The following is a 12815-nucleotide window of genomic DNA, read 5'->3' on the forward strand; positions in this document are numbered from 1 at the left end:
GAGGCACAATCGGATTCATGTCGCGTCGCACCACCCTCGCACTGATGGTCAGCACCGTGCTCATGGCCGGTCTGGTCGGCTGCTCGGCGGACACTCGGCCGAGCGAGAGCTGGCAGGCGCCGCCGGCCGAGCCGAAGCCTGCCGCCACGCCAACGCCGCAGGTCCCTTCCGGGACCGCGCCACAGCGCGCCTTCGCTGTCGGCGTACGTCAACTGAAGCTGGACCGGGACGGGCGCGCGCTGCCGGTGACGCTCTGGTACCCGGCGGCCGGGGAGGCAGGCGGCGCGCCCAAACGGACGGCGGCGGCGGCGAGCGGCCGATTTCCGGTGGTGATGTTCAGCCACGGCCTGGGCGGGCGGCCGGACGACTACGCCACGCTGCTGACCCGGTGGGCGGCGGCGGGTTTCGTGGTGGCCGCGCCGACCTTCCCGCACACCTCCAAGGGTGGCGACGGCAATGTCCTCGACGTGCTCAACCAGCCGGCCGACGTGTCGTACGCGCTGACACAGGTGCTGGCGTTGGACGGCAAGGCCGGCGACTCGTTGCGCGGCCGGCTGGACGCCGACCGGGTGGCCGCGGCCGGGCACTCGGCGGGCGGGGTGACCACCATCGGTCTCTTCACCGCCAGCCGGGACGAACGGCTGGACGCGGGCGTGGTGTTCGCCGGCACGGCGATCGGTGTGGGCACCGCGTTCGCTGGTGCTGCCGCGCCGCAGCTGTTCGTGCACGGGGAGTTGGACGAGGTGGTCGAGTACGCGGCGGGTAAGGCCGCGTACGACAAGGTGCCCTGGCCGAAGGCGATGCTGAGCCTGCCGAAGGGCGACCACGGGCGGGCGCTGCTCGGCGACGGCGCAACGCTACGGGTGGTCTCGGACACGTCCGTCGAGTTCCTCCGCTGGACGCTCTACGGCGACGCGGGGGCCAAGGGCCGCATCCACACCGACGCGACGCGCGGCGACATCGCCACCTTCGACGATCACCTGTAAAGCGGCGGCACGATCGCGCGAAGATCCGCACAACCTCCGGGAAACAGTGGCCTCAGCATCCTCGGAGGCCACTGTTTCCGTGATGTTGTGCGGATCCTGCGCCGCGTCAGGCGGTGTGATCGATGACGATCTTGCCGAAGGCGTTGCCGGAGTGCAGTCGGGCGAAGGCGTCCTCGACCCGGCTGAACGGAATGACGCTGTCCACCACCGGGCGCACCTCGTTGTCGGAACAGAACGCCAGCAGCTCGTACAGCTCGCCGGGGGTGCCCATCGAGGTGCCCAGGATCTCCAACTGCATCGCGAAGACCCGGCGCAGGTTGACCGACGGCTCGTGCCCGGCGGTCGCGCCGGAGACCACGATCCGGGCCATCGGCGCGGCCGACTTCAGCGAGTGGTCGAAGGTGGCCGCACCGACCGTCTCGATCACCACGTCGACCCGTTCCGGCAGCCGGGCACCGGGCTCAACGGCGGTGGCGCCCAGGGCGGAGATCCGGTCCCGCTTGACGGCGTCGCGGCTGGTCGCGTACACCCGCTTGCCCATCGCGACGGCGAGCGCGACGGCCGCTGTGGCGACGCCACCGCCCGCGCCCTGCACCAGCACACAGTCCGCGTCCGCGACGCGGCCCTTGGTGGTCAGCATCCGCCACGCGGTCAGCCAGGCCGTGGGCAGGCACGCCGCGTCGGTCGCCGCCATGCCGTCGGGCAGCGGGATCAGGTTCGACCGGGGTACGGCGACCCGCTCGGCGAGCGTCCCGGGGAAGTACTCGGAGAGGATGGAAACCCCGCGTGGGTCACCTGGAGTGACCACCACCGGGTACACGACCACCGGGCGTCCCTCCGGGTCCAGCCCGACCGCGTCGCAGCCGAGGATCATCGGCAGCTGGGCCTTGGTGAGCCCCACCCCGCGCAATGACCAGAGGTCGTGGTGGTTGAGCGAGGTGGCCCGCAACTGCACGGTCACCCAGTCGTCGGCCGGGTGGGTCGGCTCGGGCCGCTCACCGACAGTGAGCGCGGCGAGCGGGTCGGCGTCGTCGAAGCTGGAGGCGAAGGCTGCACGCATGATCGGCACGGTAACAAGCTGAGCGCCCGTTAAGAAGGCGCCCTGTCGCGTAGGCCGGCGGCGCATGCTGCGCCGGAGCGCCCCCGGCCCACGCGTCCTTACCGACGGGCGACGCCGTCGCGGCGGGCGGCTTCAGCGACGGCCTCGGCGACGGCCGGCGCGACGCGCGGGTCGAGCGGAGACGGGACGATCGCGTCGATGGTCAGCGACTCGGCCACCACACCGGCGATGGCGTCGGCGGCGGCGACCTTCATCGCCTCGGTGATGCGGGTGGCGCCGGCATCCAACGCACCACGGAACACCCCCGGGAACGCCAGCACGTTGTTGATCTGGTTGGGGTAGTCACTGCGCCCGGTGGCGACCACCGCGACGTGCCGGGCGGCCACCTCGGGGTGCACCTCAGGGGTCGGGTTGGCCAGCGCGAACACGATCCCTCCCGGGGCCATCCCGGCGACGGCGGCCTCGGGGATCTGCCCACCGGAGACGCCGATCAACACGTCCGCGCCGCGCAGCGCCTCCGTGATGTCACCGCGGCGGCCGTCCGCGTTGGTGCTCGCCGCCAGCTCGGCCTTGGTGCCGGTCAGCTCGGTGCGGTGCCGGCCGATGATCCCCTTGGAGTCGCAGACCACCACCTGGTCGGGGTTGACGCCCCCGGCGATCAGCATCTTCGTCACGGCCACCCCAGCCGCGCCCGCACCGCTCACCGCCACCCGCAGATCACCGAGCTTGCGGTTGAGCAGGGTGGCGGCGTTGCGTAGCGCGGCGAGCACCACGATCGCGGTGCCGTGCTGGTCGTCGTGGAAGACCGGGATGTCCAGCGCCTCGTCGAGCCGCCGCTCCACCTCGAAGCAGCGCGGCGCGCTGATGTCCTCCAGGTTGATCCCGCCGAACGAGGGGGCCAGCGCCCGCACCACGGCGACGATCTCGTCCACGTCCTGGGTGTCCAGGCAGACTGGCACCGCGTCCACCCCGGCGAACTGCTTGAACAGCACCGCCTTGCCCTCCATCACCGGCAGCGCGGCGCGGGGCCCGATGTTGCCGAGCCCGAGCACCGCCGAGCCGTCGGTGACCACCGCGACCGTGTGCGACACCCAGGTGTAGTCGTCCACCAGGGTGGGATCGGCGGCGATCGCCTCACACACCCGGGCCACCCCCGGGGTGTACGCCAGGGAGAGATCTTCCCGGCTGGTGAGCGGCACGGTCGAGGTGACGGCCATCTTGCCGCCCCGGTGCAGCAGGAAGACGGGATCAGCAGGGTCCACGGTGGACGAAGACATGGTGGTGACTCCAGGATCTGTCGAGCAGATGGGGCGGCCGGGCCCGGCCGCGAGGTGGGCGGCGAGCGGTGGCGCGCGGTGCGGGGGGTCACCCGGGCACTTCCGAGCATAGTGTCGGCACTGCCGCCCGGATGTGAGCAGGGTCATAACCGGTGGCGAGGAACCCGGCCGGGGCGCGGCCAGTAGCGGGCCACCACCCTCCCCCGCACGTCGGCCACCCCGTACGCCCGGGAGTCATCGGTGATCAGGTCGTTGTCACCACGCAGCCACCAACCGCCGTCCTGCGGCCGAACCGCCCGCTTCACCACCAGCAGCTCCGGACGGGTCCGGAAGACCGCGACCACCACGTCACCGGGACGAATCGGGCGGCCACGGGGACGGACCAACACCGCGTCGCCGTGCCGCAGCGTCGGCGCCATGGACGGACCGGTCACCAGGACAGCGGTCAGCGGCCACCGCAACCGGGGCGCCTCCGCAGGGTGATCGGCCCGCACTGGTTTCACCTCCGCCCGGTTCGGGGAGCACTCCCAGGAGTAATGTCGCCTTTGATCATCGCAAACTTCCCATGGAGGATCCCGATGCGACTTCCGCGCATCCTTGCGCCCCGCGTCACCGCGAGCGCTCACTGCGACCTGCCGTGCGGCGTCTACGACCCGGCTCAGGCCCGGATCGAGGCCGAGTCGGTCAAAATGATCTGCGAGAAGTACCAGGCGAACACCGACCCGGAGTTCCGCACCCGCGCCATCATCATCAAGGAGCAGCGCGCCGAGTTGGTCAAGCACCACCTCTGGGTGCTCTGGACCGACTACTTCAAGCCGCCGCACTTCGAGAAGTACCCGAACCTGCACAGCCTGTTCAACGAGGCCACCAAGCTCGCCGGCGCCGGTGGCGTCAAGGGCAGCCTCGACCCGGCCACCGCCGACAAGTTGCTCGCGAAGATCGACGAGATCTCGAAGATCTTCTGGGAGACCAAGAAGGCGTGACCTCACCGGTCATTTCGACGATCCGGCCGGCACGTCCCGAGGACGTGCCGGCCGTCGTCGCCATGGTGCACGAGTTGGCGGAGTACGAACGCGCCTCCGACGAGTGCCACCTCACCACCGAGCAGCTGACCTCGGCTCTTTTCACGACCGCACCGGCGCTGTTCGGGCACGTCGCGGTCGACGAGCACGACAAGCCGATCGGCTTCGCGCTGTGGTTCCTCAACTTCTCCACCTGGGCCGGCGTGCACGGCATCTACCTGGAGGACCTCTACGTCCGGCCGGCCGCCCGGGGCACCGGGGCCGGCCGGCTGCTGCTCGCCACTTTGGCCGACATCTGCGTACGACGCGACTACCGGCGACTGGAGTGGTGGATGATCAACTGGAACCCCGCCGCCGGGTTCTACGCCTCGATCGGCGCGGAGCAGATGAACGAGTGGGTCCCCTACCGGCTCAGCGGCGACGCGTTGCGCGAGCTGGCGAACCATGCCACCGCCGCCGGCACGCGTACGGGCGACCGACCGGGTAGAGTCCCCGACCGGGGGGATGAGGCGTGACTCAACTGACTGGCCAGCCAGCAACCGACGACGACGTGGTGCACCTCACGGTGCCTGCCGACGGCGGTTACCTCGGCGTGCTCCGTACCGCCACCGCCGGCCTCGCGGCCCGGTTGCAGTTCGCCCTCGACGAGATCGAGGATCTGCGGATCGCGGTCGACGAGGCGTGCGCCATGCTGCTCGCCATCGCCACCCGCGACGCCGAGCTGGAGTGCCGCTTCGCGGTCACCGAGGACGCGTTGACCGTCGAGGTGACCGTGCCGACCGTGCGTGGTGCCACGCTGCCCGCCGAGTCGTCCTTCGCCTGGAAGGTGCTCACCGCGCTGACCACCTCGGCGTCCGCCACGGCCGCCGACGGTCGGGCCACGATCGCGTTGCTCACCCGCCGCGCTGGCGGCTACTGACCGGCCAACGCGCGCCCGGCACGGTCACTCGAAGCCGAGGGCCCGGGTCGTCGGAGGGCTGACCAGCAGCCAGCCCACGCCCAGGCCGAGCGCCATCAACGGCACGCCCAACCAGACAAGCCCGGCCTGGATCATGAACCACCCGATCGGCAGCAGCATCAGCTGGAGCACGATCGCGGGGGCGCGTGCGCCCGCCTGACGGCGCAGCAGCGCACGGCCCAGCGCCCAGAGCACGACCGCCGCCCCGATGGCGAACACGGTGATCAGCAACGCCGACAGAAGATCGGTGGTGGTGGCCGTGAGGTCGGCCCAGACCAGCCAGATGGCGATCAGCCCGACGACAGCCGCCTCCGCCCACAGCAGCCGGACCGCCCAGCGGAGCGTGACGGGAAAAGGGGCCGAGTCGATGGTCACGCGCGCCACGATACCCGGGCTACCGACAGGTAAAGTGCCGCCCATGCGGGCCGTCCTGGTGGTCAATCCAAAGGCCACCACCACCAGCGAACGCAGCCGGGACGTGCTTGTCCGGGCGCTGCGCAGCGAAGTCGACCTCAGTGTGCGCTACACCCGGCGGCGCGGGCACGCCGTTGCGCTGGCCCGGGAGGCCGCCGCGGAGGGGGTCGACGTGGTCGTCACCCTGGGTGGCGACGGCACCGTGAACGAGGTGGTGAACGGCCTGATGACGGCCGAACCACCAGCCCGCGCCGATGACACCCCGCTGGCCGAGCGCCTGCCCGCGCTGGCGACCGTCCCGGGCGGATCGACCAACGTGTTCGCCCGCGCGCTGGGCCTGCCCCGGGAGTGGCCGGAGGCGACCAGCATGATCCTCGAAGGGCTGCGGTTGGGCCGCAGCCGGACGGTCGGGCTGGGCCGCGCGGACGACCGCTACTTCACCTTCTGCGCCGGGTTCGGCCTGGACGCCGCAGTGATCCACAGGGTGGAGCAGGCCCGACGGAAGGGTCGGGTCTCCACGCCGGCGCTCTATCTGCGCTCGATCATGAACCAGTACTTCCTCGGCTCGGACCGGCGGCATCCGGCGATCACCCTGGAGCGTCCGGGTGAGCCGGCGGAGGCCGAGCTGGCGACCGTCATCATCCAGAACACGGCGCCATGGACGTATCTGGGCGACCGGGAGGTCAACCCGAACCCGGCGGCGTCGTTCGACCTCGGGCTGGATGTGCTGGCGTTGCGTCAGCTCCGGGTGGCTAGCACAACACGGACGGTGACGCAGTTCCTGTCTCGGCAGGCGGATCCGCGTGGTCGGCAGGTGTTACGACTCCATGACACGGCGGAGTTCACGCTGCTCTCCAGCCGCCCGCAGGCGTTTCAGCTGGACGGCGACTATCTTGGGGAGCGGGAGAAAGTCAGATTCACCTCCGTTCCCGCCGCACTGAGAGTAATCTGCTAGGTCTCGGGTACTGCCCTAGGTCGACACGGTCGCCACAGCCGCATCGGCCCGTCGCCGCCACACCGAGGGGCAGGTGCCGGAAATGTCAGCAATGTCACGCGGACTGTACTATATTGATCCTCGACTGTGGCACGGCGGGTAACCAGGAAAGCGCTGGAACTCGGGCAAATGGGTTGTGGGCTTGCTCACCGCTCGGAGTTTTTCCGAGCGTCACCCTTGACATCGCGAGTGTTCGTGAAAGTATTCACAAGCGAACTTGAGTTACCGGGACATTGCGTGGATATGCTCGTCAGGCTGAGCTGTTCCAGCAGGTCCCCGGGCACTAACTGCCTGCTCACGCACTGCCGAATGGACAGACGCTAACTGTCACCACCGGCACTGCGGATGCATATAGGAAAAGCACGACAAGCAATATTTGCCACCCATCCAGAATGAGGAGTGTTGCCGCCATGGACTGGCGTCACCATAGTGTCTGCCGCGACGAGGACCCGGAGCTGTTCTTCCCAATCGGGACGTCCGGGCCGGCTCTCCTGCAGGTCGAGCAGGCCAAGGCCGTCTGCAGGCGCTGCTCCGTGACCGACCAGTGCCTCCAGTGGGCACTTGAGTCTGGTCAGGACGCCGGCGTCTGGGGCGGAATGAGCGAGGAGGAGCGGCGCGCTGTCAAGCGGCGCGGCGGCCTCCGGGTGCTGCGCGCTCACTCCGCCTGATCCCCAACGACACAGCTGTACGCCCCGGTGGGTTCGCCCGCCGGGGCGTTCCGCTGTCTGCCACAGGATCACCCCGCCCGTGCCACCACGCGCCGGCCGGACCGGTCGTCGACCCGGCGCAGCACCAACTCGGCCAACTCCGGCGCGTCGGTCAACGGGGCGGCGACCGCCGTCGCACCGGCCGCACCGGCCGCCTCGGCCACCGCGTCGTGAAACAGCCCCGGTGCCAGGAAGTACGCGGACACCGCGACCCGGCGTGCACCACCCGCCCGCAGCCGGGACACCGCCACGCCGGCCGCCGGTGGAGCCGCCGAGGCGTACGCCACCCGGCAGGGCACCCCGAACTCCACGCCGAGCGCGTCCGCAACCCGGCCCACGGAGCGACGCGCCCGTGCGTCCCTGGTGCCCGCCGCGGCCAGCACCAGCGCGTCGAAGCGGCCCGGATGCGCCTCACCGAGTCGACGGCACAGCCCGGCCAGCAGCCCCGGGTCGACCGTTCCGTCCGCCGGGCCGAGCACATCGGTCACCCGTACCGCCAGCGGTGGCCCGGCCTGCGCCGCCGCGGCGACCGCCGCCGGAATGTCCACCCGATGGTGGTACGCGGCGGTCAACAACACCGGCACCAGCACCGCCCGACGGTGGCCGGCCACGGCCAGGTCGCGTAGCACCTGGGTCGGCCCCGGCTCAGTGTGGTCCAGCCAGCTTGCCCATACCGGCGTGCCCGGTCGGGCCGCCGACACGGCCCGGGCCAGCGCTCTGGTGGCATCGGCCGCGCGTGGATCTCGACTGCCGTGCGCGACCAGCACCACCGGATCCGCCCCGCCGGCCGCACCGGGGCCGGTCGGGGTCGTCACCGGGGAGGTCAGACGTGCAGCCCGCACTCGGTCTTCTCGAACATGGCCCACCGGCCGGCCCGCGCGTCCTCGCCAGCCTTCGTCCGGCGGGTGCACGGCCAGCAGCCGATCGAGCCGTAACCCTGCTTGAACAGCTCGTTGACCGGCACGTTGAAGCGCGCGATGTAGGCGTCCACGTCCCCCTGCGACCACGCCGCGATCGGGTTGACCTTGACCTTGCCGCGCCGCGGGTCGAAGGTCACCACCGGCGTGTTCGCCCGGGTCGGCGACTCGTCCCGGCGCAGGCCCGCGGCCCAGGCGTCGTACCCGGTCAGCGCCCGCTCCAGCGGCTCGACCTTGCGCAGCTGGCAGCAGTCGTCCGGTGCCTTGTTGAACAGCCGGGGGCCGTACTGGCCGTCCTGCTGACCGACGGTGAGCCGGGGCCGGATCGACCGGACGTTCACCGGCAGCGTCCGGGCGACCTCGTCGCGCACCCGTAGCGTCTCGGGGAAGTGCAGGCCGGTGTCGAGGAAGACCACGTCCACCCCCGGGGCCACCCGGGACACCAGGTGGGCCAGCACGGCGTCGGCCATCGAGCTGGTGACGCAGAACCGGTCGCCGAAGGTCTGCGCCGCCCAGCGGGCGATCTCCAGTGCCGGGGCGCCCTCCAGGTCCCGAGCCGCCTGCTCGGCCAGGGCCCGCAGCTCGTCCGGCGGACGTCGGGCAGGGTCGGCCGGCGTGGGACCACCAGGGCCGACCAGGCCGAGGCCTGCGGCGGAGACGAGGCTCATCGGGTCACCTGCCGCGGGAGCAGCCCGGTGAACTTCACCGAGAAGACCCGGGTGCAGGCGCGGCACTCCCAGGCGCCGTGCCCCGCCTCGTGTGGCCGCAGGTCCTCCTCGCCGCAGTACGGGCAGTACAGAGGTGCCGCTCGGTTCTCGCTGCTCACCGCAGTTCCTCCTCGTCGACTCTGATCACCCAGTTGGCGAACGTCTCGCCCTCGCTCCGACCCGCCAGGTAGCGGAGGGCCAGCCGTTCCACGTACTCCGGAAGCTCCTCGGCGGTGGTCTTCAGGCCGCGCAGCTTGCGCCCGAAACCGGCGGTCTGCCCCTGCGCCATGCCCAACCCGCCGCCGAGGTGCACCTGGAAGCCCTCCACCTGCCGGCCGTCCGGGCCGACCACCAGCTGGCCCTTGAGCCCGATGTCGGCCACCTGGGTGCGCGCGCACGCGTTCGGGCAGCCGTTGATGTGGATCGAGATGTCCGCGTCGAAGTCGCGCAGCCGCTGCTCCATCCGGGCCACCAATTCCTCGCCGCGGGCCTTCGTCTCGACGATGGCCAACTTGCAGTACTCGATGCCCGTGCACGCCATGGTGCCGCGCCGCCAGGCCGACGGCCGGGCCTCCAGGCCAATTCCGCGCAGCGCGTCGACCAGCGACTCCGTCCGCTCCGACGGCACGTCGAGCACCAGCAGCTTCTGGTACGGGGTGAGCCGCACCCGGTCACTGCCGTGCGCCTCGACCACGTCGGCCAGTTGGGTGAGCTGCGCGCCGGAGACCCGCCCGACCACCGGGGCGGCGCCCACGTAGTGCCGCCCGTCGGCCTGCTCGTGCACGCCCACGTGGTCCACCGGCTTCGACGGCAGGACCGGCGCTGGGCCATCGAGCAGCGTCCGGCCGAGGTAGTCCTTCTCCAGGACCTCGCGGAAACGCTCCACACCCCAGTCGGCCACCAGGAACTTCAACCGAGCGCGGTTACGCAGTCGGCGGTAACCGTAGTCGCGGAAGATCCCGACCACCCCGGCCCACACGTCCGGCACCTCGGTCAGCGGCACCCAGACGCCGAGCCGCTGGGCCAGCATCGGGTTGGTGGCGAGGCCGCCGCCGACCCAGACGTCGAAACCGGGGCCGTGCTCGGGGTGATCGACACCGAGGAAGGCGATGTCGTTCGACTCGTACGGAGTGTCCACCAGCCAGGAGATCGACGTCTTGAACTTGCGGGGCAGGTTGGAGAACTGCTTGTCCCCGACGTACCGGGCGACGATCTCGTCGATCGCCGGCGTCGGGTCGAGCAACTCGTCGCGGGCCACCCCGGCGACCGGGCTGCCCAGCACGATCCGGGGGCAGTCGCCGCACGCCTCGGTGGTCTGGAGACCGACCGACTCCAGCCGTCGCCAGATCTCGGGCATGTCCTCGACCCGGATCCAGTGGAACTGGATGTTCTGCCGGTCGGTGATGTCCGCGGTGTCCCTGGCGAACTCCCGCGAGATGTCCGCGATCACCCGCAGCTGGGCCAGGCTGAGTTGGCCGCCGTCGATGCGGACCCGCAGCATGAAGAACTCGTCCTCCAGCTCGTGCGGCTCCAGCACGGCGGTGCGCCCGCCGTCGATGCCCGCCTTGCGCTGCGTGTAGAGGCCCCACCAGCGGAATCGGCCGCGCAGGTCCTGCGGGTCGATGGAGGCGAAGCCGCCGTGCGCGTAGATGTTCTCGATTCGAGCCCGGACGTTGAGCGGGTCGTCGTCCTTCTTGATCCGCTCGTTGGGGTTGAGCGGCTCGCGGTGGCCGAGCGCCCACTGACCCTCACCCCGTGGCCGGCGCGGAGCCCGGGCCGGGCGGGCCGTCGGGTCCTCGGAACGGGCCGGGATGCTGCTGACCGCCATCGCGGCGTCCTCCGTTGTCTGCTGTGCCTCGGGGCACGCGCGGGGCGCGGCGGCCGGCCCGGCGAGAGCGGGCGGGACAACGGTGTCTGAGACAGCCGGCGCAGAGCGCGCCCGAGACAGATTGGTCGGGCGTCGTCAGTAGGCCGGACAGATCGCGCTGCGCACGCGGCCGTAATCGACGTGGCGACGAGCCACGAAGCGGCGGACGACAGCGGCGGTCATGGGGCCCATGCTGCCACACCGCATGGTGGCCGGCCAATGTCCGCGTGCCGGATCCCACATCACGGGCCAAGTTCTCGGGATCGCTGTGGCAGGCTCGGCGCGTGGGCACATTGTCCGGAAAATGGCGACGCTGGGCGCCGACGGGTCGATTCCGCCTGCCGGTCTGGCTCCCCCCGGCGCTGCTGACCCTGGCGGTGACCCTGACCGGGCTGGGCTCCGCCCAACTGTGGCGCGACGAGCTGGCGACCTGGAGCGCGGCCACCCGGTCGCCCGGTGACCTGGCTCGGTTGGCCGGCACCATCGACGCCGCCACCGGCCCGTACTACCTGCTGATGCACGGCTGGCTCGCGGTCGTCGGCGACTCCACGATCGCCCTGCGCGCACCGGCCGTGCTGGCGATGACCGTGGCCGCCGGGTTGCTCGCCGTGCTCGGCGCGCGCCTCGTCGACCGGCGCACCGGCCTCTTCGCCGGGCTGCTGTTCGCGGTGCTCCCCGGCACCTCCCGCTACGGGCAGGAGGCCCGCCCGTACGCGTTGGCCACCATGCTCGCGGTGCTCGCCACCCTGCTGCTGGTGACCGCGCTGCGCCGACCGAGCTGGGCCCGTTGGGCCGGTTACGCCGCCGCCGTCGCCGCTCTCGGACTCATCCACCTGATCGCGCTCACCCTGCTCGCCGCGCACGCGCTGGTCGTCCTGCTCGCCTGGTGGCGCGGTCCGGCCGCGGCCGGCATCGCCGCACCGACCCATGGCACCGCTGAGCGGGACCGGCGGGTGTGGCGGTGGGTGGTCGCCGTGGTGCCGGTCGCGTTGCTGGCCGGCCCGCTGCTGCTCAAGGCCCGCACACAGCGGTCCCGGCAGTTGAACTGGGTCAACCTGGCTCGGCTGGACGACCTGACCGCGCTGCCCGGCGGCGTGGCCCAGAGCAGCGTGGTGGGCGGCCTACTGGTCGGGGTCGCCGCGCTGGGCGCGGCCCGGCTCGGGCGGCGCGCCCTGCTGCCGCTGAGCGCGGTGCTGCTGCCCGTGCTGCTGCTCTTCGCCGCCGGCACGGTCACACCGCTGTGGGTGCCCCGGTATCTGGTCTTCGTGGTGCCCTTCGCGTGCCTGCTGGCGGGCGCGGCGCTGGCCGCGGTGGCCGCGCCGGCCGCACTCGTCGTGGTGGTCCTGGCCGGGTTGCTCGGCCTGCCCGACCAGGCCGCGCTGCGACGGACGCACGAGTGGCCGCGCAGCGCGCCGGTGGACTACGCGGGCGCGGCGCGGGTGATCGCCGACGGTCAGCGGCCGGGCGACGCGGTGGTCTACTCGCCCCGGCACAGCTGGCTCTTCCTCGACCTCGGCATCGAGTACCACCTCGGCGACCCGCCACGGGACGTGTTGCTCACCGAGGACGAGGTCCGCCGGGGCGACCTGTGGGCCGCCGAGTGCCCCCAACCGGCGCAGTGCCTGGTCGGCACGTCACGGGTATGGCTGATCGTCGCCGGCCGGCACGCCGAGCCGTTGGCCGCCGTGCCGGGCGCCAAGGGCGACGCGCTCCGCGCGGACTTCACCGTCGCCCAGGTCTCGCAGCGCCCCGGCCTGACCGTCGCCCTGCTGACCAGTCGCCCCGGCCGCTGACCTGACCGGTTGCCGCGCAGACGACCGGCGAACACGCGACGGACCGGCATCAGCCGTCTGACCGCGCCCACCTCGGTGAGCGATATACCGGTGAGTCATATCTATGACTCACC

The 12815-nt window shown here is 71.6% G+C and carries 15 protein-coding genes; 7 read left to right on the forward strand and 8 right to left on the reverse strand.

Annotation, left to right across the window (positions count from 1 at the left end):
- Nucleotides 1–17 precede the first annotated feature (17 nt).
- Nucleotides 18–986: a chlorophyllase gene (locus ABZT18_RS05005; protein WP_354995335.1), complete on the forward strand. Its 969-nt coding sequence runs from the start codon at nucleotides 18–20 to the stop codon at nucleotides 984–986.
- Nucleotides 987–1092: 106 nt separating this feature from the next.
- Here the strand turns inward: ABZT18_RS05005 and ABZT18_RS05010 are convergent, their stop codons facing one another.
- The 3 genes from ABZT18_RS05010 to ABZT18_RS05020 form a co-directional block, all read right to left on the reverse strand.
- Nucleotides 1093–2055: a zinc-binding dehydrogenase gene (locus ABZT18_RS05010; protein WP_354995336.1), complete on the reverse strand. Its 963-nt coding sequence runs from the start codon at nucleotides 2053–2055 to the stop codon at nucleotides 1093–1095.
- Between the two features lie 89 nt (nucleotides 2056–2144).
- Nucleotides 2145–3323 carry an NADP-dependent malic enzyme gene (locus ABZT18_RS05015; protein WP_355250469.1) on the reverse strand — a complete coding sequence of 393 codons (1179 nt, stop codon included), beginning with the start codon at nucleotides 3321–3323 and terminating at the stop codon, nucleotides 2145–2147.
- Between the two features lie 143 nt (nucleotides 3324–3466).
- Nucleotides 3467–3817 carry a S24/S26 family peptidase gene (locus tag ABZT18_RS05020; protein ID WP_354995338.1) on the reverse strand — a complete coding sequence of 117 codons (351 nt, stop codon included), beginning with the start codon at nucleotides 3815–3817 and terminating at the stop codon, nucleotides 3467–3469.
- Between the two features lie 84 nt (nucleotides 3818–3901).
- Between ABZT18_RS05020 and sodN the strand changes: the two genes are divergently transcribed.
- The 3 genes from sodN to ABZT18_RS05035 are packed head-to-tail and all read left to right on the forward strand — an operon-like array spanning nucleotide 3902 to nucleotide 5264.
- Nucleotides 3902–4306 carry a superoxide dismutase, Ni gene (gene sodN / locus ABZT18_RS05025; protein ID WP_112583661.1) on the forward strand — a complete coding sequence of 135 codons (405 nt, stop codon included), beginning with the start codon at nucleotides 3902–3904 and terminating at the stop codon, nucleotides 4304–4306.
- The gene (locus tag ABZT18_RS05030; protein ID WP_354995339.1) at nucleotides 4303–4860 is read left to right on the forward strand and encodes a GNAT family N-acetyltransferase; all 558 of its coding nucleotides are present in this window, start codon (nucleotides 4303–4305) and stop codon (nucleotides 4858–4860) included. The genes sodN and ABZT18_RS05030 overlap by 4 nt, the downstream gene beginning before the upstream one ends.
- The gene (locus ABZT18_RS05035) at nucleotides 4857–5264 is read left to right on the forward strand and encodes an ATP-binding protein (RefSeq protein ID WP_354995340.1); all 408 of its coding nucleotides are present in this window, start codon (nucleotides 4857–4859) and stop codon (nucleotides 5262–5264) included. Before ABZT18_RS05030 ends, ABZT18_RS05035 begins: the two co-directional genes overlap by 4 nt.
- 24 nt (nucleotides 5265–5288) lie before the next feature.
- Here ABZT18_RS05035 and ABZT18_RS05040 read toward each other — a convergent pair whose 3' ends face one another.
- Nucleotides 5289–5723: a hypothetical protein gene (locus ABZT18_RS05040; RefSeq protein ID WP_354995341.1), complete on the reverse strand. Its 435-nt coding sequence runs from the start codon at nucleotides 5721–5723 to the stop codon at nucleotides 5289–5291.
- On the opposite strand from ABZT18_RS05040, the gene ABZT18_RS05045 reads away from it, so the two are divergent.
- Both ABZT18_RS05045 and ABZT18_RS05050 read left to right on the forward strand, forming a co-directional pair.
- Nucleotides 5722–6672, forward strand: coding sequence for a diacylglycerol kinase family protein (locus tag ABZT18_RS05045; RefSeq protein WP_354995342.1), 951 nt, complete (start codon nucleotides 5722–5724; stop codon nucleotides 6670–6672). The two genes, ABZT18_RS05040 and ABZT18_RS05045, sit on opposite strands and share 2 nt — an antisense overlap.
- Before the next feature lie 449 nt (nucleotides 6673–7121).
- Nucleotides 7122–7379 carry a WhiB family transcriptional regulator gene (locus tag ABZT18_RS05050; protein ID WP_088950012.1) on the forward strand — a complete coding sequence of 86 codons (258 nt, stop codon included), beginning with the start codon at nucleotides 7122–7124 and terminating at the stop codon, nucleotides 7377–7379.
- 68 nt (nucleotides 7380–7447) lie between these two features.
- Here ABZT18_RS05050 and ABZT18_RS05055 read toward each other — a convergent pair whose 3' ends face one another.
- From ABZT18_RS05055 to ABZT18_RS05070, 4 genes are read right to left on the reverse strand one after another with little or no spacing between them, the layout of a single operon-like run.
- Nucleotides 7448–8233 carry a CbiX/SirB N-terminal domain-containing protein gene (locus ABZT18_RS05055; protein WP_354995408.1) on the reverse strand — a complete coding sequence of 262 codons (786 nt, stop codon included), beginning with the start codon at nucleotides 8231–8233 and terminating at the stop codon, nucleotides 7448–7450.
- Between the two features lie 8 nt (nucleotides 8234–8241).
- A complete protein-coding gene (locus tag ABZT18_RS05060) occupies nucleotides 8242–9003 on the reverse strand; it encodes a phosphoadenylyl-sulfate reductase (protein ID WP_354995343.1) in 762 nt (253 codons plus the stop codon).
- Nucleotides 9000–9161 carry a hypothetical protein gene (locus tag ABZT18_RS05065; RefSeq protein ID WP_354995344.1) on the reverse strand — a complete coding sequence of 54 codons (162 nt, stop codon included), beginning with the start codon at nucleotides 9159–9161 and terminating at the stop codon, nucleotides 9000–9002. Before ABZT18_RS05065 ends, ABZT18_RS05060 begins: the two co-directional genes overlap by 4 nt.
- Nucleotides 9158–10870 (reverse strand): nitrite/sulfite reductase, encoded by a 1713-nt coding sequence (locus tag ABZT18_RS05070; RefSeq protein ID WP_354995345.1) that lies wholly within the window; start codon nucleotides 10868–10870, stop codon nucleotides 9158–9160. Before ABZT18_RS05070 ends, ABZT18_RS05065 begins: the two co-directional genes overlap by 4 nt.
- A gap of 332 nt (nucleotides 10871–11202) precedes the next feature.
- Between ABZT18_RS05070 and ABZT18_RS05075 the strand changes: the two genes are divergently transcribed.
- Nucleotides 11203–12702 carry a glycosyltransferase family 39 protein gene (locus ABZT18_RS05075; RefSeq protein ID WP_354995409.1) on the forward strand — a complete coding sequence of 500 codons (1500 nt, stop codon included), beginning with the start codon at nucleotides 11203–11205 and terminating at the stop codon, nucleotides 12700–12702.
- Nucleotides 12703–12815: the final 113 nt, after the last annotated feature.

Origin of the sequence: Micromonospora sp. NPDC005291 (assembly GCF_040607415.1) — a bacterium.
GTDB lineage: Bacteria > Actinomycetota > Actinomycetes > Mycobacteriales > Micromonosporaceae > Micromonospora.